Here is a 24,038-nt window from a genome sequence, read left to right as displayed (position 1 = left end):
TCCCGCCACCCGGGCGGCTCTGATGCCGGAGCCCTGCCTCCCGCGAAGGCCGCCTTCGCACCGCACGGCGGATGTGGCGACGGCCGCGTCCGGGGCGGCCGGTCGCCTCGCGTCGCGGGGGCCGCATCCACGACGGCAGCGCCACACCCCGGTGTCCGCGCCGACGGAGACCGGAAACGCCCCGCACCGAGGGCGCACATGTATCGAGTGGACCGAGGAGAACAACGATGGCTGAAGAAAGCGTGCTGCACCCGCGCCTGATCGCCCCGATCGGACACGTGGAGCCCGTACCGCGGCGCATCCGCGGGCTGATCGGTGGCCGCACCGTCTTCGACACCCGACGTGCCCTGTACGTGTGGGAGTGGCTTGCCTATCCCCAGTTCAGCATCCCGGTCGAGGACATGGTCGAGGGTGTGCTGACGGACGACGACCACGTCGAGGTGCTGGGCGCCGGGCCCGCACGGCGCCACTCCCTGCGTACCGGGTCCGAGGTCCGCGAGGGCACGGCTTGGGTCTGGGACGAGGACGCTCCGGAGCCCCTGCGCGGCACCGTCCGCTTCGAATGGAAGGCGCTGGACTCCTGGTTCGAGGAGGACGAGCCGGTCTTCGTCCACCCGCGCAGCCCCTACTCCCGGGTGGACGCGCTGCGCTCGTCCAGCAGTGTCCGCGTGGAGTTGGACGGCGTCGTACTGGCGGACGCGCCGAACTGCGTGAAGCTGTTCGAGACCGGTCTGCCGACCCGGTACTACATCGACCGCGAGCACGTCGACTGGACCCGGCTGCGCCGATCCGACACGGTGACCCACTGCCCGTACAAGGGAACCACCAGCAGCTACTGGTCGTTCGACAGCGACGTCGCCACCCACGACGACATCGCCTGGATGTACGACTTCCCCACGATTCAGGCCAACCGCATCGCGGGCCTGACGGCGTTCTACAACGAACACGTCGACCTGTACGTCGACGGCACACCGTTGCCGCGGCCCACCGGGCCGTAGAACTCCACCAGTTGCTGCCGGGCCTGCTCGGCGAGTTCGACGAGCGGGCCCAGCTTCCGGTTGTCACAGATCCACGGCGCACCCAGTCAACCCATGGAACGGCCACAGGACTTGACATGCGACCGCGCCGATGAGGGTGGCGCGCCCGCCCTGTGACGTGGTCGATTGAAGGGAAGGTGCCCCACGGTGCCCGACAGGAACTCAGCGCACACTCACGAGAGCGACATCCGTACGGGGACGGAGGGGCGGCCGAATGCGGCGAAGACGCTGCCGGACGGGGCACGACTCTCCGGTCCCGGAGGTGCGGACCCGATGACCTCTCACGGTGAACTCCCCGTGCCCGAGCACGGTCTCCTCCTCACCTACTTCGTGACGGTGAGCGACGTCGCGGTCTCGCGACGTTTCTACGCCGATGTCTTCGGCGGTGAGGTCGTGATGGAGGAGAACCCGGCGATCGTCAAGGTGGCGAACAGCTGGATCATCATGAACCCCGGCGGCGGGCCCACCCCGGACAAGCCCGGCGTCACACTGGAAGTACCGCAGAACAGCGAGCGGGTGTCCACCTTCCTGAACGTGCGCGTCGCCGACATGGCGGCCTTCCACGCCCACGCCGTCGCGAAGGGCGCGCAGTTCCTGACCGAGCCCCTCGATCGTGCGTCCGAGCTCCGCTGCTACCTGCGCGACCCCGACGGCCACCTCATCGAGGTGGGCCAGTCCACCGGTCTGCTCAGCGGAATCCTGGCCGCCCGGCCCGCGGAGTCCTGATCCCGATGTCCGTCACCGGTGCGCCGCCGATGTTCCCGAGCACCGGCACGGCGGCCACCCGACGGCCGGGGGACCGGCGCTGGGCCGCACGCCCACCGTCCCGGGCGCAGGGACACTTCACCCGGGTCCTAATGCCGGACGCGGACGACGAGTTTGCCGGTGGCGCGGTCGTGCTCCATGTCGTCGTGGGCCTGCGGCACCTGCTCCAGGCCGTCGTAGACGTGGTCCACGGGGAAGACCAGCCGGCCGGCCGCGACCGCGTCGAGGATCTCCTGGAAGGCCTCGCGAGGCAGGTCGGCGGCGTCGCCGAAGTAGCCCGCCAGGCGTACCCCCTTCGGCAGGTACTCGTTCGGGGAGAAGTCCCGCACCGTCCACTGGTTGGAGAGGCTGCCGCCGAAACAGGCCGTGCCGTGCACGCGCACCGCGCGCAGAGTGTCGGGCAGGGTCGGCGTGCCGACGAGATCGAGGGCGGCGTCGACACCGTCCGGGTACAGCTCGCGCACGGCGGGCGCGACCTCACCGGTGTCGAGCAGCGGGTGGTCGACACCGTGCTCCTTCAGCGAGGCCAGGCGATCGGCCCGTCGGGTGGTGGACAGCACCGTCGCGCCACGCCAGGTGGCCAGCGCGGCGGCTGCCAGGCCCACCGAGGAGGTGCCGCCGCGGATCAGCACGGACTGACCGGGCTTCAGGTCCAGGCCGACGGTGAGCGAGCCGTAGGCGGTCTGCACCATCTCCGGCAGGGCGCCCAGCAACTCCCAGTGCAGGTCGGTGTCGACGGGGATGACCTGGGACAGCGGCACGGACGTGTACTCGGCATAGCCGCCGTCGTAGGTGCGCCCCATGTCGCCCATCATCGCGACGACCTTCTGCCCGACAGCCAGCCCGCTGCCGGCCGGAGCCGCGTCGACGGTGCCGACGGCCTCGATACCCGGCACCCGGGGAAAGTCGACGCCCACGCTCACGCCCAGTCGAAGCTTCAGCTCCGAGCGGTTGAGGCCGAACGCCTCGACGCGGATGCGTACCCAGCCGTCCCGCAGGGGCGGCAGCGGGAGTGTGGTCAGCCGCAGGTTGTCCACGGGTCCGGGGGCGGAGAGCTGGACGGCGCGCATGGTGGTCGGCGAGGACGTCACGGGCCTGCCTTCTTCCCTGGATAGGAGAGCCGGTCGGCGGTCGTCAACATGCGGACGCCGCGGTTTCATTCCCAACTCGGCCCGGTCAATGACCTGTTGTGCGACCCGGCTGTCCAAGGACATTGGCGTTCAGCCGCTGTGGCAAGGGAAACCCGGTGTCCGAGCGGCCGGCCACGCACGGCAGGCACCTCCTCGTCGGCCGGCCGGCCGGCCGAGGACGATTCCCGCGAGCGGCACGAAGCTCGGCCCCTTCGCCGCACGGGCCGCGCGCAGCCGCAGGCGGCGGAGACCGTGCGGCGGTCAGGTCAACGCGCCGCCGCGTGGAACGTACGCCGGTAGGTCTGCGGCGAGACACCGATCGCCGCGTGCAGGTGCTGGCGCAGGGAGGTGCCGGTGGCGAAGCCGACCTCGCCGGCGATCTGGTCGACCGAGAGCTCGCTCGCCTCCAGCAGATGGCGGGCCCGGGTGACGCGCTGCTGGATGAGCCAGCGGCCGGGGCTGAGGCCCACCTCGTCGTGGAAACGCCGGGCGAAGGTGCGCAGGCTCATCCGGGCGTGACCGGCGAGGTCGGTCAGGGTCAGCGGGTCACCCAGACGGGCCAGTGCCCACACCCGGGTCGCGGCCGTGCTGGTCGCCACGGGGTCGGGAACGGGCTGCTCGATGTACTGGGCCTGACCGCCGTCGCGCCAGGGCGGCACCACACAGCGCCGGGCCACACTGTTGGCCAGCTCGCTGCCGTGGTCCTTGCGCAGGATGTGCAGGCAGATGTCGACCCCGGAGGCGGCACCCGCGGACGTGAGGACCGTGCCGTCGTCCACGAAGAGGACGTCCGGATCAAGGTCCACGCCGGGGTACATGACGCGGAACTGGTCGGCGAGCTGCCAGTGCGTGGTCGCCCGCCGGCCCTCCAGGAGCCCGGCCGCCGCCAGCACGAACGCGCCGGTGCAGATGGAGACGAGACGGGTGCCCGGCCGGATGAGCGCGAGCGCGGCGGTGACCTCGGCGGGAAGCTCCGCGGTGACGCTCGACGGCGTGATGGCCGGGATCACCACCGTGTCCGCCGTGCGCAGCACCTCGGGACCGTGCTCGACGGTGATCGAGAAGTCCGCGTTGCTGCGCACCGGCTTCCCGTCGACGGTGCAGGTCAGCACCTCGTACCGGCCGTCCGCCGCACCGAGGATCCGGCTGGGGATGCCGAGCTCGAAGGGGTAGACGCCGTCGAGCGCCAGAACGACCACTCTCTCCACATGCCGCATGGCACGATCCTATCGGAGATTGGCAATCGTGCCATTTCACGGAGCGTCCGACCCCGGCAGGCTGTGAGTCATGAGTACTAAGAACACGATGCGCGCGATCAGTCAGGACGTTCTCGGTGGACCCGAGGTCCTCAAGGAAGTGGAAGTGGAGCGCCCCGTTCCCGGGCCCAGCGAGGTACTGGTGCGGGTGCGGGCGGCCGGGGTCAACCCGACCGACTGGAAGCACCGGGCGACGGGCATGTTCCTGGGGCAGCCGCCCTTCGTCCTGGGCTGGGACGTGTCCGGTGTGGTGGAGGCTGTCGGTATCGGCGTCACCGTCCACGCGCCGGGCGACGAGGTCTTCGGCATGGTGCCCTACCCGTTCGGCCACGGCTCGCACGCCGAGTACGTGACCGCTCCCGCGCGTTCCTTCGCACGCAAGCCGGCCGGCATCGACCACACGGAGGCCGGCGCCCTGCCGCTGGTCTCGCTCACCGCCTGGCAGGCACTCGTCGACACGGCCGACGTGCGGCCGGGGCAGCGCGTGCTGATCCACGCGGCCGCCGGCGGTGTCGGGCATGTGGCCGTACAGATCGCCAAGGCACGGGGCGCGTACGTGATCGGTACGGCGAGCGCGGGCAAGCACGAGTTCCTGCGCAAGCTGGGCGCGGACGAGCTGATCGACTACCGGGAGACCGACTTCACCGAGGCCGTCCGGGACGTCGACGTGGTCCTCGACACGATCGGCGACGACAACACCTTCCAGTCGCTGCGGGTGCTGCGCGAGGGCGGGATCGTGGTGTCGATCCTGCCGGTGGGCCCGGAGGAGCTGTACGAGGAGGCCGCGCGGCTGGGCGTACGGGCGGCGCGGATGCTGGTGGAGGCCGACCACGCGGGCATGCGGGCGATCGCGGATCTCGTCGACAAGGGCCTGCTGCACGCGACGGTCGCCGGTGCGTTCCCGCTGGCCGACGCCGCGGAGGCGCACGCGCTCGGAGAGACCGGCCGGACGACGGGCAAGCTGGTGCTGCTGGTCGACTGACGCGGAACCCTTGGGCACGGCGCGACCATCTCGCCGTGCCCGTGCCCCCCGCACGGGCCGGTCGGCCACCACTCGACGCACGCACCGAGCAGACGACTGAAGGACTCGTCGCTCAAATCGAAGACATATGTCAATCGAACATGCTGAAATTCACTCCAACGAGGGTAACTTGCAGAGCAGGGGCCGGAGTTGTGGGCCCACCCCCGTCACAGGAGCGGTTCAGCGGCCGGTTGGAGGCGATGTCGTCATGACCCACGACCCCGCGCCGCCGCACCGGCATCTGCGCGTCCACCGGGACCGGGGCCACACGGTGCTGGAGTTCCACGGAGAGATCGACATCCTCACCGCCCTGGCGATCACTCCGTACCTGGACTCGGCCACCGGCCGACCGGAGCCGCGGGTCGTCATCGACCTGCGGCCCGTCGAGTTCTTCGACTGCTCGGGGCTGCGCCTGCTGTACCGGGCGAGGAGCCGGGTCCTCGCCCGGGGCGGACAGCTGCACCTGGTCTGCGACCGTCCGCTGACTCTGCGCATGCTGAGGGTGACCGGCCTGGACCATCTCCTGCCGCCCTCGGCGTCGCTCGACGAGGCGCTCGGTCAGCCGGAGGCGGCGTCGGGCACCTTGTGACGGCGGCCCCGCCGACGCCGTGCCCCGTCCCGGGTGGACGGGAAGCCTCTTGGCGCGAGCACGACGAAGTCCGAATCCTGGCCATGGTGCCGGGCCGGCTCAGATCCGCACGTCAGTGGCTCTCCGCGACGGCCACGCGACCCGACTGCAGGGACCTGCGCCCGCGTGCCGGGCTGCCGAGGGTGTGTGCGACGGCGAGGAGGTCGTCGTCGGACACCACCCGCAGGCCGTACTCCGCGAGCAGCGCAGCCATCCGCCGCGGCGTCCACAGCGAGCGCCACGGCTCGCCCGAGGTGACGGAACTGCCGAGCACGCGTGCCAGCAGCCGGCCAGCGGCCGCCCTCGCCGACGGCGCCTGGTAGTTGACGACGAGTGCACTGCCCGGGACCGTCCGGGCGGCGAGCGCGGCCACCGTGGCACGCACCTCGTCGCGCGTGAGGTACGGGACGACGCCCTCCCACAGCCATGTCGTCGGCGAGGAGGGGTCGTGCCCGGCGGCATCCAACGCCGCACCGAGATCATCGACGGCGAAATCGACCGGCGTGAACCGCACGGAGCGGGCGATGGCCGCCGGCTCGGCGGCGAGGCGACTGCTCTCGTCCGGTTCCCCGACGACCGGCGTGGCCTCGGCGAGGCGGGCGACCTTGTCCTGCTGGGAGGCCGGATGGTCGACCTCCCACACGTCCGTCTGCGCGAGCTCCGTCAGACGCCACGCGCGCGTGTCCAGACCGGCTCCGAGGATCACGAGCTGACCGGTCACGCCGGCGCGCAGTGCCTCGTCGATCGCGACCGTCCGCGGCACGACCACCTCGGCGCACGCCCGCACACTCTCGTACACGGTGCGCTCCCGCCAGCCCTTCGGCGGAGTGCTGGCGCGCACCTCGTCCACGGGTGTACGTTCCGCGGCGCGCAACAGCCGTACCGCCACCGGATCCGCGAACCGGCCGGCAGCAGCCCTCCCGTTCGCGGCAGCCCGCCCCTGGCAGACGAGCACCGCCGTCCGGCTCGCCGCACGCCCGCTCTCGCTCATGGCGCCACATTCAACACCACCCGTGTGGCCGCCGCTGCTGCCCCGCCGCGGGCCAGTCCGCAGTCCCGCCTCACGTGCGAGTCGCAGGCCGCGACGCGGCGCCGTCCGGGAAGTGCACGACATCAGGCAGGTGGTTCAGCACGCGTGGAGACCGTCACTGGGCGCGCGACTGCTGCGCAATGAGCTCGGACGGGGTCAGCTCCAGCAGCCGCCCCACCCAGTTCCGACCGCGCCTGTCCGGGGCGTCTCTCCAGAAAGGGGCGTCCGACAATCCGTGGCGCCGACCCCGTCGATCCGCGGCAAGTGGATCCCTCGAGGCGGTGTACGAGGTGCATGAGGAGACGCCGATCCCAGCGGTAGTGAAGGGTGGCGTGGCGGATCAGGACGCGGCGCGCGACGATCACCGTGGCCCGACGGAGGGAGAACTCGACGACGGCGATCACCCTGATCGAGGGGCTTCGGGGACGGCCTCGCACCAAGCCTCGATCAGTAAGTCCCTCTTCCCCTCCCCTATTCGCTCGGCGGCGCGTCGAACAGGGCGCTGACGGACTCACCGTTGTGAATGCGCCGCACGGCCTCCGCGAGTGCCGGGGCGATGGACAGGATGCTCAGCTTCTCGGTGTGCTCCTCACGCGGCACGGGCACCGTGTTGGTGCACACGATCTCCAGCACGTCCTCCTGCTCGCTGAGCCGCTTGAGCGCGCCCGCCGCGAACAACCCGTGGGTGCAGGCGACCCGGATCGACCGCGGCCCCAACTCCCGCAACCGCTCGAGCAGTTCGAGAACGGTGCTGCCCTTGGCGATCTCGTCGTCGAGCACGATGACATCGCGGCCGGCGATCTCGCCGATGACGGAGCTGATGCTCACCCGGTCGTCCGCGAACCGCTGCTTGGCACCGGCCGCCACCTGGGCACCGATCAGCCGCGCGAAGGCCGCCGCCTCCTTGGCGTTGCCCAGGTCGGGCGACACCACCGTCGTACGGGACAGGTCGTGCCTGCGGAAGTGCACGGCCAACTCGCGCAGCGCGTGCAGATGGTCGACCGGCACCGAGAAGAATCCGTGCACCTGCGGGGAGTGCAGCGTCATCGCCAGCACCCGGCTCGCCCCGGCCGCCACCAGCAGGTCGGCCACCAGCCGGCCACCCATGGAGATCCGCGGCATATCCTTCTTGTCCGAACGTGCGTACGAGTAATGTGGCATGACCACCGTGATCCGCCCGGCGGACGCCCCCCTGGCCGCGTCGCACATCATCAGCAGCTCCACCAGGTGCTCCTGCACGGGGGTGACGAGCGGCTGCACGAGGAACACGTCACGCTCACGGCAGTTGGCCTGGAGCTGTACTTCCAGGCAGTCGTTGGCGAACCGGCTGACCCGGGTCGGGCTGAGGGGCACGCCGAGATGCGCGCAGACCTCTGCCGCCAGCTCGGGATGGGCACTACCGCTGAACACGGCGATGTCACGCACGACCGCTCCTCGCAAGATCGAACCGGGTGCGCCGCCGGCTGGCATGATCGACCCGGGATGCGTGCTTCATCGTACTGGGCCCCGACGGGGTGCCCCACCGGGAGAAAACCGGTTGCGCAGCGTCACCGGCCGCACGTCATGATGACCCCGCCCGCATCCCTCACCCTCGGGAGAACGACATGTGCCGATTCCTCGGAACGTCTCAGCGCCCCTGCCGGACGACAGCCCCCGAGGACTCGACCACACATGCACACCCTGAACATCGGCATTCTGGCCCACGTCGACGCAGGTAAGACCAGCCTCACCGAGCGGCTGCTGTTCGACGGCGGCGCCCTCGACCGGCTCGGCAGCGTCGACGCGGGCGACACCCGCACCGACGACGGCGAGATCGAGCGCCGGCGCGGAATCACCATCCGCTCGGCCGTCGCCGCCTTCACGGCCGGGGACGTCCAGATCAACCTGATCGACACCCCTGGCCACTCCGACTTCATCGCCGAGGTCGAGCGGGCCCTGGAGGTCCTGGACGGCGCCGTGCTGCTGCTCTCCGCCGTGGAGGGCGTCCAGGCGCAGACCCGCGTGCTCATGAGGACCCTGCGACGACTCCGGCTGCCCACGCTCGTGTTCGTCAACAAGATCGACCGGGCGGGAGCGCGGGAGGAGGCGCTCCTCGACGACGTCCGACGCCGTCTCACCCCGTTCGTCGTCCCGCTCACCCGTGTGCGGGACATCGGCGGACCCCACGCCCGTGTCGTACCGCGTCCGCTGGACGAGGCGGCGATCGGTACGCTCGCGGAGGTGGACGCGGACGTGCTCGCCGCGGTCGTGGACGGTCCCCCGCCGACCCCGGACGCGCTGGACGCCGCCCTCACCGCGCGCACCGCCGACGGCTCCCTCCATCCGGTCCTCTTCGGTTCCGCCCTGGGCGGCCAGGGTGTTCCCGAGCTCGTCGAGGCGCTGGTCCGGATGGTGCCACGCGCGACGGCTCCCGACTCCGGCCCGCCCCGCGGCACGGTCTTCGCCGTACGGCCCGGCCCCGGCGGCGAGCGCACGGCCTATCTGCGTCTGTACGCGGGCCGGGTGACGCCCCGTCAGCGTCTCACGTTCGTGCGGCGCGAGGCCGACGGTCGCACCTCCCCGGTGCCCGGCCGCGCACGTGAACTGGACGTCGTCGGGCGGCCCGAGGCGATCGCCCTCACCCCGGGCGACATCGCCGCGCTCCGCGGCGTGAGCGGTGTCCGCGTCGGCGACCGGCTCGGCGACGCCACCGACCGTGCGCCGCAGTTCGCCGCACCGACGCTGGAGACGGTGGTCCGGGCGAAGCACCCGCACCAGGCGGCCCCGCTGCGCGCGGCACTGCTCGCCCTGGCCGACCAGGACCCGCTGCTGCGGGCCCGCCCCGCCCCGTCCGGCGCCACCTCGCTGCTCCTCTACGGCGAGGTCCAGCTGGAAGTCCTCGCGGCCACGCTCGCCCAGGACTTCGGCATCGAGGCGGAGTTCGAACCGAGCCGGGTGCGGTTCCTGGAGCGGCCGGACGGCACCGGGGAGGCGTGCGAGGAGATCCAGCGTCACGGTCACCTCGGGTTCTGGGCGACCGTGGGCCTGCGCATCGGGCCGGGACCGCTCGGTTCGGGCGGAGTGTTCACATACGAGACCGAACTCGGCGCCCTTCCCCGCGCCTTCCACCAGGCGATCGAGGACACCGTCCACGCGACCCTGCTCACCGGTCCGCACGACCGGCCGGTGACGGACTACCGGGTCACCCTGATCCGCTCCGGATTCGTAGCGCCGCTCAGCACGGCCGCCGACTTCCGGGGCCTCACCCCCATCGTGCTGCGGCGCGCGCTGGAGCGGGCGGGGACGCGGGTGTACGAGCCCTGCCACACCTTCGAAGTGGAGGTCCCGCTCGACGCGCTCGCCCCGGTGACCGCGCGACTCGCCGCACTGGGAGCGGAGTTCGGGGAGACCACCGGCGGACGAACCTCCTGGCTGGTGACCGGCGAGCTGCCGGCCCGGCGGGTGCGGGACATCGAGCTGCGGCTGCCGGGCCTCACCCACGGCGAGGGGGTCTGGTGGTCACGCCCGTCGGGCGACCGGCGCCTGTAGCCCGACGACCGGCGCGTGTAGTCCGGCGGCGACTGGCGCGTATAGCCCGGCGGTTGCTCCGTGCCGTCCGGCAGTGGCCGCGTGCACCCCGGAGCACGCGGCGTGCGGGCGGACCGACGGCGTATGCCAGGCGGGAGCGGCGCTCCGTCGGCACACCGTGCACCGTGCACCGCGCACCGTGAGGACAGCGGGCAGGGGGCTCGCCCCTCCTGCCCCGCCCCCTATGCCTTCCCTTCCCCTGCCCCGCAACGGAAACCCGTGCCCCCTGCACCGACATCGACTCGGCAACGGAAGGGTCTATCAACGGGATTGGCGGGCATCCGGGGAGCAGGAAGGAGGGCCGTCGACATGACGACGTCCATCAAACGCATGCCCGTGTGGGCCAAGGTGATCACCGCCGTGGTACTGGTGCTCGTGGTGCTGTTCGCCGGGCTGCGGTTGGCCGTTCTCCCGGGACTGCGCGATCTGTTCGGCACGGAGACGCACGACCGCTCCGGGCCCGCGCTCCTGCAGTCGATCCAGGACATGAGCCGCTACGACGCCGCGTCGGGAAACTTCCAGGTGGTGGTGGACCTGGAGAAGGACGCGAAGTTCCTGCCCGACGCCATCCGCGGGTCCCGCACGCTGTACGTGGGCGCCGGTACGGTCGACGCGTATGTCGACCTCGGGAAGCTCGCCAAGAACGACGTGACGGTCAACTCGGACCGCACCTCGGCCACTCTGCGGCTGCCGCACGCGGTGCTCGGCAAACCTGCCCTCGACCCCGACCGCTCCTACGCCGTCTCCAAACAGCGCGGTCTGCTGGACCGGCTCGGCGACTTCTTCTCCGACAATCCGAACAGCGAGCGATCCGTGCAGAAACTCGCGGCGAAGCACATCGGCGACGCCGCCAAGGACAGCCGTCTGACGGCACGGGCCGAGCAGAACACCACCAGCATGCTCGACGGCCTGCTGCACTCGCTCGGCTTCACCGACGTGACCGTCACCTACGGCACCTGATCCGGGAGTGGTGCACGGCATTGCGGGTAACAGCCTTCGACCAGAGAATTGTTGAAACGTGGAGGATCGAGTGATCCGTACGGCGTTGGGCACGCGTGCCGGGAAAACCGGCCGCCCACAGGACAAGGGAAAGGCGTCCGCACAGGGCAAGCGCAAGACACCGTCCGGGGACAAGGCGAAGGTCTTCCGCCGCCGCCCGAAGAAACCGGCCCGGGTCGCGCGCACGGCACCGGCCAAGGAACAGCGCAGGTCGCTCCCGCTGCTGGTCCGGCTGCTGATCATGCTGCTGGCCTTCGTGGCCATGGTGGGGTTCGCGGTCGCCCTGGCCCGGCTGACCCTGGAGCCGTCCCCGGCGTCGAAGGCGCTGATCCACACCAATCTGCACCCCGGCCGGTCCCTGCGCGCCTACCTGGACCAGCCGGCGCTGCGTGACGCCGTGAAGCAGATCGGCGGGAACATCCTGCTCGGTGTGCCTTTCGGCGTACTGCTGCCGGTCCTCGTCCCCCGCACCCGCGGGATTCTGCGCGTGGTGCTGCTCACCGCGGCGGTGATGCTGCTCGTGGAACTGGCCCAGGGCGCGTTCATCACCGGACGTGCCTTCGACATCGACGACGTCATCCTCAACACCACCGGCGCACTGGTGGGTTATCTGCTGCTGGGGCGACGGATGGGCCGGGCCGTGCACCCACGCCGTCGCTTCCGGAACCGGCGCGACTCCCGGGAGGCCTGAACCCAACCCGAAGCGCTGGTCCGGACCAAAGTATTGACACCCCCTTACCTCACTCCTTAAATCAAGAGGCGAAGCACGCACCCCCCACCTCAGTCGGCGCCCCCTTCCCCGGGGCACCGTACAGAAGGGAGAGTCTTGAACTCCCCACGCCTGCTCCGCAGATGCCTCTTGGGAGTGCTGTCCGCAGCGCTCGTCACCGCGGCCGCCGTCGTACCCGCCCAGGCGGATCCCCCGACGGCGGTCGCGGCCGTCACCACCTTCTCCGACACCTTCGACGGTCCCTCCGGCGCCGGCGTCGACTCCTCGAAGTGGCAGGTCGAGACCGGCGACAACGTCAACAACCACGAGCGGCAGTACTACACGTCCGGCAACAACAACGCGAAGCTGGACGGCCAGGGCCACCTGGTGATCACCGCCCGCCGGGAGAATCCGGGCAACTACCAGTGTTGGTACGGGCGTTGCGAGTACACATCGGCCCGGATGAACACCTCAGGGAAGTTCACCGGCACCTACGGCCACGTCGAGGCGCGGATGAAGATCCCGCGCGGGCAGGGCATGTGGCCCGCCTTCTGGATGCTCGGCACACCGGTCAACTGGCCCGACTCGGGCGAGATCGACATCATGGAGAACGTCGGCTTCGAGCCCTCGACCGTGCACGGCACCATCCACGGGCCCGGATACTCGGGATCCGGGGGCATCGGCGCCGGCTACACCCTGCCGGGCGGCCAGGCCTTCGCCGACGCCTTCCACACCTTCGCCATCGACTGGGCCCCCGACTCGATCACCTGGTCGGTGGACGGCAACGTCTACCAGCGGCGTACGCCCGCCGATCTGGGCGGCAAGACCTGGGTGTTCAACAAGCCGTTCTTCATGATCCTCAACCTGGCGGTCGGCGGCTACTGGCCGGGCGACCCCGACGGTTCCACCGTCTTCCCGCAGCAGTTGGTGGTGGACGAGGTGAAGGTGACGACGAGCGACGGTTCGGGGTCCACCGGTAGGCCGATCACCGGTCTCGCCGGCAAGTGCGTGGACGTGGCCGGGGCGAGCGCCGCCAACGGCACGCCCGTACAGCTCTACGACTGCAACGGCACCGCGGCCCAGCAGTGGACGGTCTCCTCCGACGGCACGATCCGCGCACTGGGCAAGTGCCTGGACGTCACCGGCGGCGGTACGGCGGACGGTTCGACCGTCCAGCTGTGGGACTGCACCGGCGGGCCCAACCAGAAGTGGGCCGTCAGCGCGGCCAACGACATCGTGAATCCGCAGGCCGACAAGTGTCTGGACGTGACGGGCAACAGCTCGGCCAACGGCACCCGGCTGCAGATCTGGACGTGCTCGGGCGCCGCCAACCAGAAGTGGTCCGTGAGCTGAGAGTCCACCTCGGGGGACGGGGGGACGGGGGGTCCGGTGGGGGTTCGCGCCCCGGCCGGACCCCCCGTTACATGTCCCCCGTTGCATGTCCCCTCCTACATGCCCCCGTACGTGTCTCCGCCCTCAGCAACCGGGGCGTGCGCACCGCCGGTTGTCCGCCCACGGCCTCGCACCGTGGGCGGACTGCGCGGGTCGGCGGCCGGTCAGCAGCCCATGGACCAGGTGTGCGAGTCGCCGCGGTCGTTCGCCACGGCGTTGTAGCCGACCTCCTCCCCGGGTCCGAGACAGATGGTCATGGCGCCGCCCTGCCAGGCGTTCTCGTAGACCTTGACGTGGTCCTTGACGCCCGGTCCCGACAGTCCGTGGTTGGCCCACGAGGAGTCGGTGTCGGCGATCCAGCTCTCCCACCAGCCGTCGTCCCCCGACCAGTTGGCACGCTGGCCGTCGAAGTTGGCGTTCTCCCAGACGCAGAAGTTCCCGCTGGGGCAGTCGGCCGCGCCGGCGGGGGTGGCCAGGGCCAGGCAGCCGGTCAGGGCCAGCAGGGACGCTGCGGCGGAGAGCGCGAGGCGCTTGGTGTTCACGAAGAGGTACTGCCTTTCTTCCGGGTGGTGGGAACGGTCCGCTCGGCGTACAGCGCCGCCGCGCGGTGCAGTGCGCGGGTGCGCAGCTGCCGGTAGACGATCAGCAGCCCGCGCCGCTCGGCGCGGACCCGGGCCAGCAGGGCCGGTTCCAGGCGCGTACGCAACCGGGCCAGGCCGCTCCCACGGGCGCAGCGCTCGGAGACGGCGGGGTCGGGGCGGTCGGGGCGGGGTCCGTGTGCCGGGGTGGCGCAGTGGGTCCAGCGGGCCGTCGCCGCACGGAATCCGGTGTCGCGCTTCATCCGCTGCTGGGCCTCGGCCCGCAGGTTTTCGACGACGACCCGGGTACGGAACCAGAGCTCCTGGTCCCCGTACAGGTCGCGCTGGGCGGCGGCGAGACAGCCGTCCGTGTGGGCGGTGACGGTGTACCCGGTGGCGAGGGTGACGGCCAGCTCGGGCCGGCCGCGGCCGAACAGGGCGCCCTGCAGTCGGCGGTCCTCTCCGTCCGAGGTGCGGCGCGAGGTGAGCCCCTGCCGGGCCAGGCAACGGTCCACGAGTACCTGCTGCGCGGCGTCGATGAGGTCGTCCCGGTCACGCTCGGACCTGGGCAACGGCGGCGCGGTCAGCTGCGCGGGCGTCGTGGCGCAGCCGGCCAGCGCGAGGGCCGCCAGCGTGGTGGCGCACAGCGTGCGAAGGAGTCGCACGGGTCAGCCGACCTCGCAGCCCATCGTGGTGTCGGCGACACCGTCCAGCCGGGCGCCCCAGGGCCAGTTGTCGGCGAGGTCGTGCGCCCGGATCAGCCGGGCGTAACAGGTGCCGCGGCCCCAGTCGATGGCGTACACGGCGGTGTCGGCGTTGGACCGGAAGGAGGCGGCCTTGTCGTGCAGGAACTCCGGGACGTCCGTATAGCCGGGTGGGGTGTAGCACCAGGACGAGCCGTGTTGTCCGGCCGCGGTCCAGAAGCACACGTCCCCGGCCCGCGAAGCTCCGGAGGCCGGGGACGTCGCGGAGAGCGAGGGGATCGCGGCGGCCGTACCCGCCGCGACGGAGGCGAGGAACGCGGTCGATGCCAGGAGGGACGCGGGCACGGCGAAGCCACGGAACATGAGGACTCCCGAGGAGACGGAACGGAGGGGATGCCGGAGCGGCTGCTGCTCGCCCGGCAAGATCAACCGTGCCCTCGTGATCGCCGGCCCATGCGCGGTTCCCGACAATTGATGATCTTTACCGAGGTGCGGGGTCATTCCTCCTGAAACAGCTCGCACCGGCGCAGAACCCGCAGGTCCGCGCGCTCCCCCACCCCCCGACCGGCGGCGCTACCGATGCCGGTAACGGTGCCGCCGCCCGTGCCGTACCGCCGCCGCTAATGGCGCGGGAGCCACGTGAACTTGTCGCCACCCACCCAGCGCACCACGTCCGGGTCGTCGAGATCGTGGACGGTGATCCCGTAGGCGGCGGCCGTCACGAGTACGTCGGTGATGGCCCTCGCCTCGCAGACCACTTCGCCGTCGATCTCCATGATCCGGAACGGCGGCGTGCCCGGCTGTACCCCGAGCACCAGGATCCGTGGTTGGGAGATGTGGGGGCTCGCGATTTCGGTCATGAGTAGAGCGTAGATCGATTCCCGCACGTGGGCGGGGGCGCGCGTCCAGCCGGGTGAGCCGCCCTCGCCGTGCGGGCGCACGGCGGCTGGGCGAGGCTGGAAGGGCCCGCGGAGCTGGTGGAAGGTGGCGCCGATGGATCCCGTCGAGGCCCTGGACCGGATCGCGTTCCTGCTGGAGCGGTCCCAGGCCCCCACCTATCGCGTACGGGCCTTCCGCACCGCCGAGTCCCTGCTGGCCGGGCTCTCTCGTGACGAGGTCGAGCGACGCGCGGCCGACGGGTCCCTGGAGTCGCTGAAGGGCATCGGGCCGAAGACGGCACAGGTCGTGCGGGAGGCACTCGACGGCCGGGTGCCCGGCTATCTGGAAAAGCTGGAACGGACGGCCGGGGAGCCGCTCGCCCAGGGTGGTGAAGCGCTGCGGGCCCTGCTGCGCGGCGACTGCCACCTGCACTCCGACTGGTCGGACGGCGGCAGCCCGATCGAGGCGATGGGCGGGACCGCGGCCCGGCTCGGACACGAGTGGGCGGTGCTCACGGACCACTCGCCGCGGCTCACCGTGGCGCGGGGCCTGTCCCCCGAGCGCCTGCGCGAACAGCTGGCGGTGGTCGGGGAACTCAATCGTCGGTGGGCTCCGTTCCGGCTGCTCACGGGGATCGAGTGCGACATCCTCGACGACGGGTCGCTGGACCAGGAGCCCGAGCTGCTGGACCGCCTGGACGTCGTGGTGGTGTCGGTGCACTCCAAACTGCGCATGGACGCGCGGTCGATGACCCGCCGCATGATCGCCGCCGTGCGCAACCCGCTCGCGGACGTGCTGGGGCACTGCACGGGCCGTCTGCTCACCGGGCGCCGACGGCCCGAGTCGGAGTTCGACGCGGACGCCGTCTTCGCGGCCTGCGCCGAATCCGGTACGGCCGTGGAGATCAACAGTCGTCCGGAGCGGCTCGACCCGCCGCGCCGGCTGATGCGCCGTGCGGTCGACGCGGGTGTGCTGTTCTCCGTGGACACCGACGCGCACGCCCCCGGTCAGCTCGACTGGCAGATCCACGGCTGCGCGCGGGCGGAGGAGTGCGGGGTGCCCGCCGAGCGGGTGATCACCACCTGGACCGCGGACGAGCTGCTGGCCTGGACCCGCGACAGGACGCCTCCGTCGCGCACGACAGGGCCCTGAGGGCGGTGGTCGTGGGGCGCGGGCCACACCGCCGGGCGGCCACCGCGGCTGGTCCTCTCCGCCTCACGTCCGGGGTGACCCACATCACCGCTTCCCCCTGGTCCCGGGGGAACACCCGCCGGTAGTTCCCCGTTGAACCAACCGTGGGTATGGAGGGAACAGTGTCCCCGGGCCTCAACCCTCGCCCACAGGGACGATCGTTCGGCTGATGCCCTGTGGAGCCTTTCGCCGAGAGGCGACCGCCATCCGTGCCCACCACAGACGGCCCCGACCGCGATTCCCCCGTCCGGTCGGGGCCTTTCTCCTGCCCGCGGCCGACCGGCGCGCGGTTGACTTCGAGTGCTCTCCAATCCGTAACGTCGTCGCATGACCACTGCACAGCACAAGATCGGCTCGGGGTTCGGCGCCCGCAGCACCGCCGACGACGTCCTCCAGGGCATCGACCTCTCCGGGAAGCTCGCGATCGTCACCGGCGGATACTCGGGACTCGGCCTGGAGACGACGCGCGCGCTCACCGGGGCCGGCGCCCACGTCGTCGTCCCCGCGCGGCGCCCCGACGTGGCCCGGGAAGCGGTGGCGGGCATCGACGGTGTCGAAGTGGACGAGCTCGACCTCGGCGACCTCGACAGCGTCCGCGCCTTCGCCGAACGGTTCCTCGCCTCCGGCCGGACCATCGACATCGTGATCGACAACGCCGGGATCATGGCTTGCCCGGAGACCCGGGTCGGGCCCGGCTGGGAAGCCCAGTTCGCCACCAACCACCTCGGCCACTTCGCGCTCGTCAACCGGCTCTGGCCCGCGATCGAGCCCGGCGGCGCGCGGGTCGTCTCCGTGTCCTCCACCGGCCACCACAACTCGGGCATCCGCTGGGACGACGTGCACTGGCGCACCGGCTACGACAAGTGGGAGGCGTATGGGCAGGCGAAGACCGCGAACGTCCTGTTCGCCGTCCAACTCGACCGGCTCGGCCGGGACTCCGGCGTGCGCGCCTTCGCCCTCCACCCCGGCGGCATCCTCACGCCGCTCCAGCGTCACCTCGCCAAGGAGGAGATGATGGAGCGCGGGTGGATCGACGAGAACGGCGTGCCGCTGAACCCGGACGCCTTCAAGTCGCCCGCCCAGGGCGCCGCGACCCAGGTGTGGGCCGCGACCTCGCCGCAACTGGCCGGTCTGGGCGGGGTGTACTGCGAGGACTGCGACATCGCCGAGGTCACTGCCGCGGACGGCGAGCGGACCGGCGTACGGGAGTACGCGATCGACCCCGACCAGGCCGCGCGGCTGTGGGAGCTGTCGGCGGAGCTGACCGGGGTGAACGCGTTCGCGTGACCCGACCTCGGGTCGGCCCCGGTTCGGGTCCGCCGCAGTGGGGGTCGGCCCGCACGCCGACCCGCCCGAACGGGGGAAGCCGAGACCGGTGGCTCTTCGGTCGACCGCTGACTCCGGTCAACCGAAGTCACTCGTCGGCCGGAGCGCGGCTCACGCGCTCCGGCGCTGACCCGCGAACTCCCGGAGATCCGCGGTGAGCAGATCCGCGTGGGTGGCGTAGAGGCCGTGGCCCGCGTTCTCGTAGACCTTGAGCGTGCTGTCGGGCAGCAGTTCCGCCGCGCGGCGGCCGGTCGGGGCGAGCGGCGCGGACGTGTCGTGGGTGCCGTGCACGACGAGCACCGGAAGATCGATCTTCGGCAGCTCGGGAGCGAGGTCCAGGGTGGCGACCAGCTCCCTGAGGGCCGCCCCGGCGCGCGCGGTCGCTCCGTGGCACCGGTCGACCGCGCTGCGGACGTACTCCGGGGAGAGGTCGTTGCCCGGCAGACCGAGGGCGAAGAAGGCGTCGGCTCCCTGCGCGAAGAAGGCCGCCGGGTCGCGGCGCACGGTCTCGTTGCCGGCCCGGACGACCGCCGGATCGACACCCGCCGCATGATCCGCGGTGCGCACGACGCCCGGTACCACGCCTCCCACCAGCGCCGCCCTGGACACGCGTGCGCCACGGTGCCGGGTGAGGCAGCGCACGACCTCCGCGGCCCCGACCGAGTGTCCGACCAGGGTCACGTCCCGCAGGTCGAGGTGGCGCAGCAGACCGTCGACGTCGTCGGCCAGGCTGTCGAGGTCGAAGCCGCCCCACACGTCGTCCGACCGGCCGTGGCCCCGCCGGTCGAGACCGACGCAGCGGAATCCCTCGTCGGCGAGCGGGAGCGTCTGGAACTCCCACATCCCGGTGCCGAAGTAGGAGCCGTTGACGAACACGATCACCGGGCCCTCGGCCGGTCCGTAGTCCACGAAGTGCAGCCGGGTGCCATCGACGGGGCTCTGGAAGTACGGCATGGGAATCCTCCCGGGATCCGGTCACGACGCGGGGTGCGTCCGGGTACGTCCTTCAGGGTTCCGGGAGACGGGTGCCGGGTCGATTACCCCGGACGTCATGGCGACGCGTGGGCCGGTGCGTCGGACGCGCGGGCCCGGCGTGTCGGTCGGCCGGTGAGCCGGTGCGAGGCGCACGCTGCTGCGTCAGTGCGGCGCCCGCTCCTCCAGGGCGGTCCGCCAGGCCGGGGAAGGCCCTTCGTTCACCGGCTCGGCACGCCTCCCGCCCCGGGCGAAGAAGTCGGCCAGAGGAAGGATCGCGGCGCCCACGGTCACCGCGTCCGGTCCGAGCCGGCCGAGGTCGATGGACACCCGCTGGGCGGGATAGCGCAGGGCGTACGAGGTGGCGTACCGGCGTACGGCGGGCAGGAAGCGGGTGCCGAGCTGGAGTCCGGCCCAGCCACCGATGAGGATGCGCTCGGGCTGGAACAGGTTGATCAGGTCGGACAGGCCCGCGCCCAGGTACTCGGCGGTCTCCTCGAGAACGGAGAGCGCCACCGGGTCGTGCTCGGCGTCCCCGTCGGGGTAGGCGGCCGCGAGCATCGCGGTGAGCGCGGTCTCCTCGTCGGTGCCCTCCGGCGGCCGTCCGCCCTCCTCGCGCCAGCGGTCGAGCAGCGCCTCCGCGCCGGCGTACGCCTCCAGACAGCCCAGGGAGCCGCAACGGCAACGGCGCCCCCTGACCCGTACGGTCAGGTGCCCCCATTCGACGGACCGGCCGTTCTCCACGTCCTCCGTGACCAGACAGGCGCCGACGCCGGAGCCGAAGAGGACGACGACCGCGTTCCGCGCGCCGCGTCCGGCGCCGAACCACATCTCGGCCTGTCCGAGGGTCCGGGCGCCGTTGTCCGCGAAGTACGGGACGGTGTCGGGGAGTCGGCAGGTCGAACGGAGCAGGGACTCCAGCGGGACGGCGTCCCAGCCGATCGTCTGGCCGTGCACCACCGCGCCGCGCTCGGGGGTGCGGGCCACGATGCCGGGGACTCCGATGCCGACGCCGAGGAGCTGCTCCGGATCGATCCGCGCCTCGGCGAGCACCTCGGCGATGCCGTCGCGGATGTGCCGGACGATGACGTCGACGTCGTACTCCCGACGCTGCGAGGGCCGGTCGACCTCGTACCCCTGGCGCTCCAACCGCCGCTCGGTCCGGGCCAGTTCGGTGAGGGTCAGGTCGAAAAGCTCGACGCGGACGCGGGTCTCGCCGACATCGACGCCGATCATGTGGCCGCTGCCGGGCGCCACCCGCAGCAGGGTGCGGGGCCGTCCGCCGTCGGACTCGACGCTTCCGGCCTCCTCCACCAGTCCGTCGGCGACGAGCTCGGCGACCACGTTGCTGACGGAACCGGAACTCAGCCCGGTGGCCGGGCCCAGTTCGTAACGGCTCATCGGGCCGTCGAAATACAAACGTTGCAGTACGGCGGTGCGATTGCCCCGCCGCAGGTCACGCACTGTCCGACCGTTGCGCCCCGCCATGTGAATCCCTTCCGGCCTGCCCCGACCTGCAAGATACAGCTGCGCGATCCCTTGACGCGACTTTCTTCCGGGTCTTAACTCACGTCCTAAATTAAGCCATGAGGGTCGTTCGGGAAGTGAACGGACTCGGCCCTCTCGGCTCCCTCCGGGAAAGGGACATACGCAGCCATGCGCAGAATCCGAGCCGCGGCCGCCGGTGCGGTCACCATCTCCCTGCTGACCGCCGCGACCGCCTGTGGCGGCGGCTCGTCGAACGGTGGGTCCAACGACTCGCCGAAAACGCTCACGTACTGGGCCTCGAACCAGGGCGCCAGCATCGAGATCGACAAGAAGGTGCTCCAGCCCGAGCTCGACAAGTTCGAGAAGCAGAGCGGGATCAAGGTCAAGGTCGAGGTCGTGCCCTGGTCCGACCTGCTGAACCGCATCCTCACCGCGACCACCTCGGGGCAGGGCCCCGACGTCCTCAACATCGGCAACACCTGGAGCGCCTCCCTGCAGGCCACCGGTGCGCTGCTGCCGTGGGACGCGAAGAACTTCGCCAAGATCGGCGGCAAGGACCGCTTCGTCGACTCGGCGCTCGGCTCGACGGGGGCCGAGGGCAAGGACCCGGCCGCGGTGCCGCTGTACTCGATGGCGTACGCGCTCTACTACAACAAGAAGTCGTTCGCCGACGCCGGCATCGCGAAGCCGCCGGCCACCTGGGACGAACTGGTCGCCGACGGCAAGAAGCTGTCCAAGGGCGGCAAGTGGGGCCTGGGCGCCGAAGGCTCGAACGTGTCGGAGAACATCCACCACGTCTTCGTCTTCGCGAAGCAGCACGGGGCCGACTTCTTCACCGCCGACGGCAAGGCCGACTTCACCAACGACGGCGTGGTCGCGGCGGTCCAGCAGTACGTCGGGCTGATGGCGAAGGACAAGATCATCGCGCCGGGCAACGCCGAGTACGCGCAGAACCAGTCCGTCAGCGACTTCGCCAAGGGCAAGAACGCCATGCTGCTGTGGCAGTCCGCGTCCGCCAACCTCAAGTCGCAGGGCATGAGCGAGGACGCGTACGGCATCGCGCCGGTCCCCGTGCAGTCCGGCACCCCCGGCACGGGCACGAACGTCAACTCGATGGTCGCCGGCATCAACCTCGCCGTCTTCAAGAACTCCAAGAACCTCGACGGCGCCGCCAAGTTCGTGAAGTTCATGACCAGCGACGCGGAGCAGAAGATCCTCAACACGGCGTACAGCTCGATCCCGCCGGTCAAGACCGCCCAGGGCGACGCCGCCTTCAACACCCCCTCGAACTCGGTCCTCAAGGACACCCTGGCCAAGAGCGCGGCCGCGCTTCCGCAGGTCGCCGACGAGTCCCAGTTCGAGACGGCGGTCGGCACCGCCGTGAAGGAGCTGTTCGCGGCCGCGGCCGCGGGACACCCGGTCACCACGGCCTCGGTGAAGGCCGAGCTCGAGAAGGCCCAGCAGCAGATGCCGAAGAAGTGAGTGCGGACACCCTCATGACCACCACGACCGCCGCCTCCGCCGACTCCGGCGAGCGGACGGTGCGCAAGGACTCCCCCGGTGCGGCGCGCGGCCCGCGCCGCACCGGGCGGATCCGCCGCATCGGACTGCCGTACCTGCTGCTCCTGCCCGCCCTGCTCCTCGAACTCCTGGTCCACCTGGTGCCGATGGTGATCGGCATCGTGATGAGCTTCAAGGAGCTCACCCAGTTCTACATCCGCGACTGGGGCACCGCGCCCTGGTCCGGCCTCGACAACTACAAGGTCTCGGTGGACTTCAGCGCGCCCGTCGGCAAGGCGCTGCTCCACTCGTTCATGGTCACGGTCGGCTTCACCCTGCTCTCGGTCGGCCTGTGCTGGCTGATCGGCACCGCGGCCGCGATCTACATGCAGGACACCTTCCGCGGGCGCGGCCTGCTGCGCGCGCTGTTCCTCGTCCCGTACGCCCTTCCGGTGTACGCGGCGGTGATCACCTGGGTGTTCATGTTCCAGCACGACAACGGCCTGGTGAACCACGTGCTGCACGACCAGCTGCACCTCACCGACAAGCCGTCCTTCTGGCTCATCGGCGACAACAGCTTCTACGCGCTGCTCGTCGTCTCCGTCTGGAAGGGCTGGCCGTTCGCCTTCCTGATCATCATGGCCGGTCTGCAGAACATCCCGGGCGAGCTGTACGAGGCGGCCGCCCTCGACGGCGCGGGCCTGTGGCAGCAGCTGCGCCGCATCACCCTGCCGTCGCTGCGGGCGGTCAACCAGGTCCTGATCCTGGTGCTGTTCCTGTGGACGTTCAACGACTTCAACACACCGTTCGTCCTGTTCGGCAGGACGGCCCCGGAGTCCGCGGATCTCATCTCGGTCCACATCTACCAGGCGTCCTTCGTCACCTGGAACTTCGGCACCGGGTCCGCCATGTCGGTCCTGCTGCTGCTCTTCCTGCTCGTGGTGACCGGTGCCTACCTGCTGCTGACCTCCCGGGGAAGGAAGACCGCCGATGTCTAGCACCGCGCAGGCACACCGCTCGCCGATGGCTCCGCCGCGCTCCTTCCTCTGGTCCCGGCGAATCTTCCTGACGCTGCTCACGGGCTTCGTCCTGGTGCCGGTCTACGTGATGGTCTCCAGTTCCCTGAAGCCGCTCGCGGACGTCTCGGGCAAGTTCCGCTGGGTGCCGAGCGGTCTGACCATCCGCCCGTACATCGACATCTGGTCGACGGTCCCGCTGGCCAGGTACTTCGTCAACTCGCTGATCGTGGCCGGCGCGGCGACGGTCTGCTCGGTGGTCATCGCCGTCTTCGCGGCGTACGCCGTCAGCCGTTACGAGTTCCGGGGCAAGCGGACCTTCACGGTCACCGTGCTGTCCACGCAGATGTTCCCCGGCATCCTCTTCCTGCTCCCGCTGTTCCTCATCTACGTCAACATCGGCAACGCGACGGGCATCGCCCTGTTCGGCTCGCGCGGCGGCCTGATCCTGACGTATCTCACCTTCTCGCTGCCGTTCTCGATCTGGATGCTGATCGGGTACTTCGACTCGGTGCCGCGCGACCTGGACGAGGCGGCGCTGGTGGACGGCTGCGGCCCGCTGGGCGCGCTGTTCAGGGTCGTCGTGCCGGCCGCGATCCCCGGCATCGTCGCCGTCGCCGTCTACGCCTTCATGACCGCCTGGGGCGAGGTGCTGTTCGCGTCGGTGATGACCAACGACACCACGCGCACACTCGCCGTCGGGCTCCAGGGCTACTCCACGCTCAACAACGTGTACTGGAACCAGATCATGGCCGCGTCGCTCGTGGTCAGCGTCCCGGTGGTCGCCGGGTTCCTGCTGCTCCAGCGCTATCTGGTCGCCGGGCTGACGGCCGGAGCCGTCAAGTGACCA

At 70.9% G+C, this 24,038-nt stretch carries 23 protein-coding genes; 13 read left to right on the top strand and 10 right to left on the bottom strand.

Annotation, left to right across the window (positions count from 1 at the left end):
* The first annotated feature begins 227 nt into the window (after nt 1-227).
* Both OHB41_RS41880 and OHB41_RS41875 read left to right on the top strand, forming a co-directional pair.
* Nucleotides 228-998, top strand: a complete 771-nt coding sequence (locus tag OHB41_RS41880) for a DUF427 domain-containing protein (RefSeq protein ID WP_266705191.1) — start codon at nt 228-230, stop codon at nt 996-998.
* 312 nt (nt 999-1,310) lie between these two features.
* Nucleotides 1,311-1,763, top strand: a complete 453-nt coding sequence (locus OHB41_RS41875) for a VOC family protein (RefSeq protein ID WP_266705189.1) — start codon at nt 1,311-1,313, stop codon at nt 1,761-1,763.
* Nucleotides 1,764-1,891: 128 nt separating this feature from the next.
* Here OHB41_RS41875 and OHB41_RS41870 read toward each other — a convergent pair whose 3' ends face one another.
* Together OHB41_RS41870 and OHB41_RS41865 are read right to left on the bottom strand one after the other, a co-directional pair.
* Nucleotides 1,892-2,872, bottom strand: coding sequence for a zinc-binding dehydrogenase (locus OHB41_RS41870; protein ID WP_266706531.1), 981 nt, complete (start codon nt 2,870-2,872; stop codon nt 1,892-1,894).
* 326 nt (nt 2,873-3,198) lie between these two features.
* A complete protein-coding gene (locus OHB41_RS41865; protein ID WP_266705187.1) occupies nt 3,199-4,149 on the bottom strand; it encodes a GlxA family transcriptional regulator in 951 nt (316 codons plus the stop codon).
* Between the two features lie 70 nt (nt 4,150-4,219).
* Between OHB41_RS41865 and OHB41_RS41860 the strand changes: the two genes are divergently transcribed.
* Both OHB41_RS41860 and OHB41_RS41855 read left to right on the top strand, forming a co-directional pair.
* Nucleotides 4,220-5,170 (top strand): NADP-dependent oxidoreductase, encoded by a 951-nt coding sequence (locus OHB41_RS41860; RefSeq protein ID WP_266705185.1) that lies wholly within the window; start codon nt 4,220-4,222, stop codon nt 5,168-5,170.
* 247 nt (nt 5,171-5,417) lie between these two features.
* Nucleotides 5,418-5,798, top strand: coding sequence for an anti-sigma factor antagonist (locus OHB41_RS41855; RefSeq protein ID WP_266705183.1), 381 nt, complete (start codon nt 5,418-5,420; stop codon nt 5,796-5,798).
* A gap of 112 nt (nt 5,799-5,910) precedes the next feature.
* Here the strand turns inward: OHB41_RS41855 and OHB41_RS41850 are convergent, their stop codons facing one another.
* Nucleotides 5,911-6,828 (bottom strand): class I SAM-dependent methyltransferase, encoded by a 918-nt coding sequence (locus tag OHB41_RS41850; RefSeq protein ID WP_266705181.1) that lies wholly within the window; start codon nt 6,826-6,828, stop codon nt 5,911-5,913.
* Nucleotides 6,829-7,338: 510 nt separating this feature from the next.
* On the bottom strand, nt 7,339-8,292 hold the full coding sequence (locus OHB41_RS41845; RefSeq protein ID WP_266705179.1) for a ribose-phosphate diphosphokinase: 954 nt from the start codon (nt 8,290-8,292) through the stop codon (nt 7,339-7,341).
* A gap of 246 nt (nt 8,293-8,538) precedes the next feature.
* Here OHB41_RS41845 and otr(A) point away from each other — a divergent pair, with 246 nt between their 5' ends.
* The 4 genes from otr(A) to OHB41_RS41825 all read left to right on the top strand — a co-directional run bounded on the left by otr(A) (nt 8,539) and on the right by OHB41_RS41825 (nt 13,495).
* Nucleotides 8,539-10,395, top strand: coding sequence for a tetracycline resistance ribosomal protection protein Otr(A) (otr(A), locus tag OHB41_RS41840; RefSeq protein ID WP_266705177.1), 1,857 nt, complete (start codon nt 8,539-8,541; stop codon nt 10,393-10,395).
* 348 nt (nt 10,396-10,743) lie between these two features.
* Nucleotides 10,744-11,394 (top strand): DUF4230 domain-containing protein, encoded by a 651-nt coding sequence (locus OHB41_RS41835; RefSeq protein WP_266705175.1) that lies wholly within the window; start codon nt 10,744-10,746, stop codon nt 11,392-11,394.
* Between the two features lie 58 nt (nt 11,395-11,452).
* The gene (locus tag OHB41_RS41830) at nt 11,453-12,124 is read left to right on the top strand and encodes a VanZ family protein (RefSeq protein WP_266705173.1); all 672 of its coding nucleotides are present in this window, start codon (nt 11,453-11,455) and stop codon (nt 12,122-12,124) included.
* A gap of 135 nt (nt 12,125-12,259) precedes the next feature.
* A complete protein-coding gene (locus tag OHB41_RS41825) occupies nt 12,260-13,495 on the top strand; it encodes a lectin (RefSeq protein WP_266705171.1) in 1,236 nt (411 codons plus the stop codon).
* 203 nt (nt 13,496-13,698) lie between these two features.
* Here OHB41_RS41825 and OHB41_RS41820 read toward each other — a convergent pair whose 3' ends face one another.
* From OHB41_RS41820 to OHB41_RS41805, 4 genes are all read right to left on the bottom strand, one after another.
* On the bottom strand, nt 13,699-14,076 hold the full coding sequence (locus tag OHB41_RS41820; protein ID WP_266705169.1) for a peptidase inhibitor family I36 protein: 378 nt from the start codon (nt 14,074-14,076) through the stop codon (nt 13,699-13,701).
* A complete protein-coding gene (locus OHB41_RS41815; RefSeq protein ID WP_266705167.1) occupies nt 14,073-14,777 on the bottom strand; it encodes a hypothetical protein in 705 nt (234 codons plus the stop codon). The genes OHB41_RS41820 and OHB41_RS41815 overlap by 4 nt, the downstream gene beginning before the upstream one ends.
* Before the next feature lie 3 nt (nt 14,778-14,780).
* Nucleotides 14,781-15,179 carry a hypothetical protein gene (locus OHB41_RS41810; RefSeq protein ID WP_266705165.1) on the bottom strand — a complete coding sequence of 133 codons (399 nt, stop codon included), beginning with the start codon at nt 15,177-15,179 and terminating at the stop codon, nt 14,781-14,783.
* 257 nt (nt 15,180-15,436) lie between these two features.
* Nucleotides 15,437-15,676 (bottom strand): hypothetical protein, encoded by a 240-nt coding sequence (locus tag OHB41_RS41805; RefSeq protein WP_148011937.1) that lies wholly within the window; start codon nt 15,674-15,676, stop codon nt 15,437-15,439.
* 133 nt (nt 15,677-15,809) lie between these two features.
* Here OHB41_RS41805 and OHB41_RS41800 point away from each other — a divergent pair, with 133 nt between their 5' ends.
* Both OHB41_RS41800 and OHB41_RS41795 read left to right on the top strand, forming a co-directional pair.
* The gene (locus OHB41_RS41800) at nt 15,810-16,847 is read left to right on the top strand and encodes a PHP domain-containing protein (RefSeq protein WP_266705162.1); all 1,038 of its coding nucleotides are present in this window, start codon (nt 15,810-15,812) and stop codon (nt 16,845-16,847) included.
* A gap of 366 nt (nt 16,848-17,213) precedes the next feature.
* Nucleotides 17,214-18,173 carry an SDR family NAD(P)-dependent oxidoreductase gene (locus OHB41_RS41795; RefSeq protein WP_266705160.1) on the top strand — a complete coding sequence of 320 codons (960 nt, stop codon included), beginning with the start codon at nt 17,214-17,216 and terminating at the stop codon, nt 18,171-18,173.
* Nucleotides 18,174-18,323: 150 nt separating this feature from the next.
* On the opposite strand, the gene OHB41_RS41790 is transcribed toward OHB41_RS41795, so the two are convergent.
* Both OHB41_RS41790 and OHB41_RS41785 read right to left on the bottom strand, forming a co-directional pair.
* Nucleotides 18,324-19,166, bottom strand: coding sequence for an alpha/beta fold hydrolase (locus OHB41_RS41790; RefSeq protein ID WP_266705158.1), 843 nt, complete (start codon nt 19,164-19,166; stop codon nt 18,324-18,326).
* A gap of 183 nt (nt 19,167-19,349) precedes the next feature.
* Entirely contained in the window at nt 19,350-20,672 is a 1,323-nt protein-coding gene (locus OHB41_RS41785; protein WP_266705156.1) for an ROK family transcriptional regulator, read from the bottom strand.
* A 168-nt stretch (nt 20,673-20,840) separates the two neighbouring features.
* Here OHB41_RS41785 and OHB41_RS41780 point away from each other — a divergent pair, with 168 nt between their 5' ends.
* The 3 genes from OHB41_RS41780 to OHB41_RS41770 are packed head-to-tail and all read left to right on the top strand — an operon-like array spanning nt 20,841 to nt 24,035.
* Nucleotides 20,841-22,154: an ABC transporter substrate-binding protein gene (locus OHB41_RS41780; protein WP_266705154.1), complete on the top strand. Its 1,314-nt coding sequence runs from the start codon at nt 20,841-20,843 to the stop codon at nt 22,152-22,154.
* A 14-nt stretch (nt 22,155-22,168) separates the two neighbouring features.
* Entirely contained in the window at nt 22,169-23,170 is a 1,002-nt protein-coding gene (locus OHB41_RS41775; protein ID WP_266705152.1) for a carbohydrate ABC transporter permease, read from the top strand.
* 25 nt (nt 23,171-23,195) lie between these two features.
* Nucleotides 23,196-24,035 (top strand): carbohydrate ABC transporter permease, encoded by an 840-nt coding sequence (locus OHB41_RS41770; protein ID WP_266706529.1) that lies wholly within the window; start codon nt 23,196-23,198, stop codon nt 24,033-24,035.
* The last annotated feature ends 3 nt before the right edge of the window (nt 24,036-24,038 follow it).

Origin of the sequence: Streptomyces sp. NBC_01571 (assembly GCF_026339875.1) — a bacterium.
GTDB lineage: Bacteria > Actinomycetota > Actinomycetes > Streptomycetales > Streptomycetaceae > Streptomyces.
The sequence above is the reverse complement of the archived record's forward strand: the minus strand, read 5'-3'. Positions and strand labels throughout refer to the sequence as shown.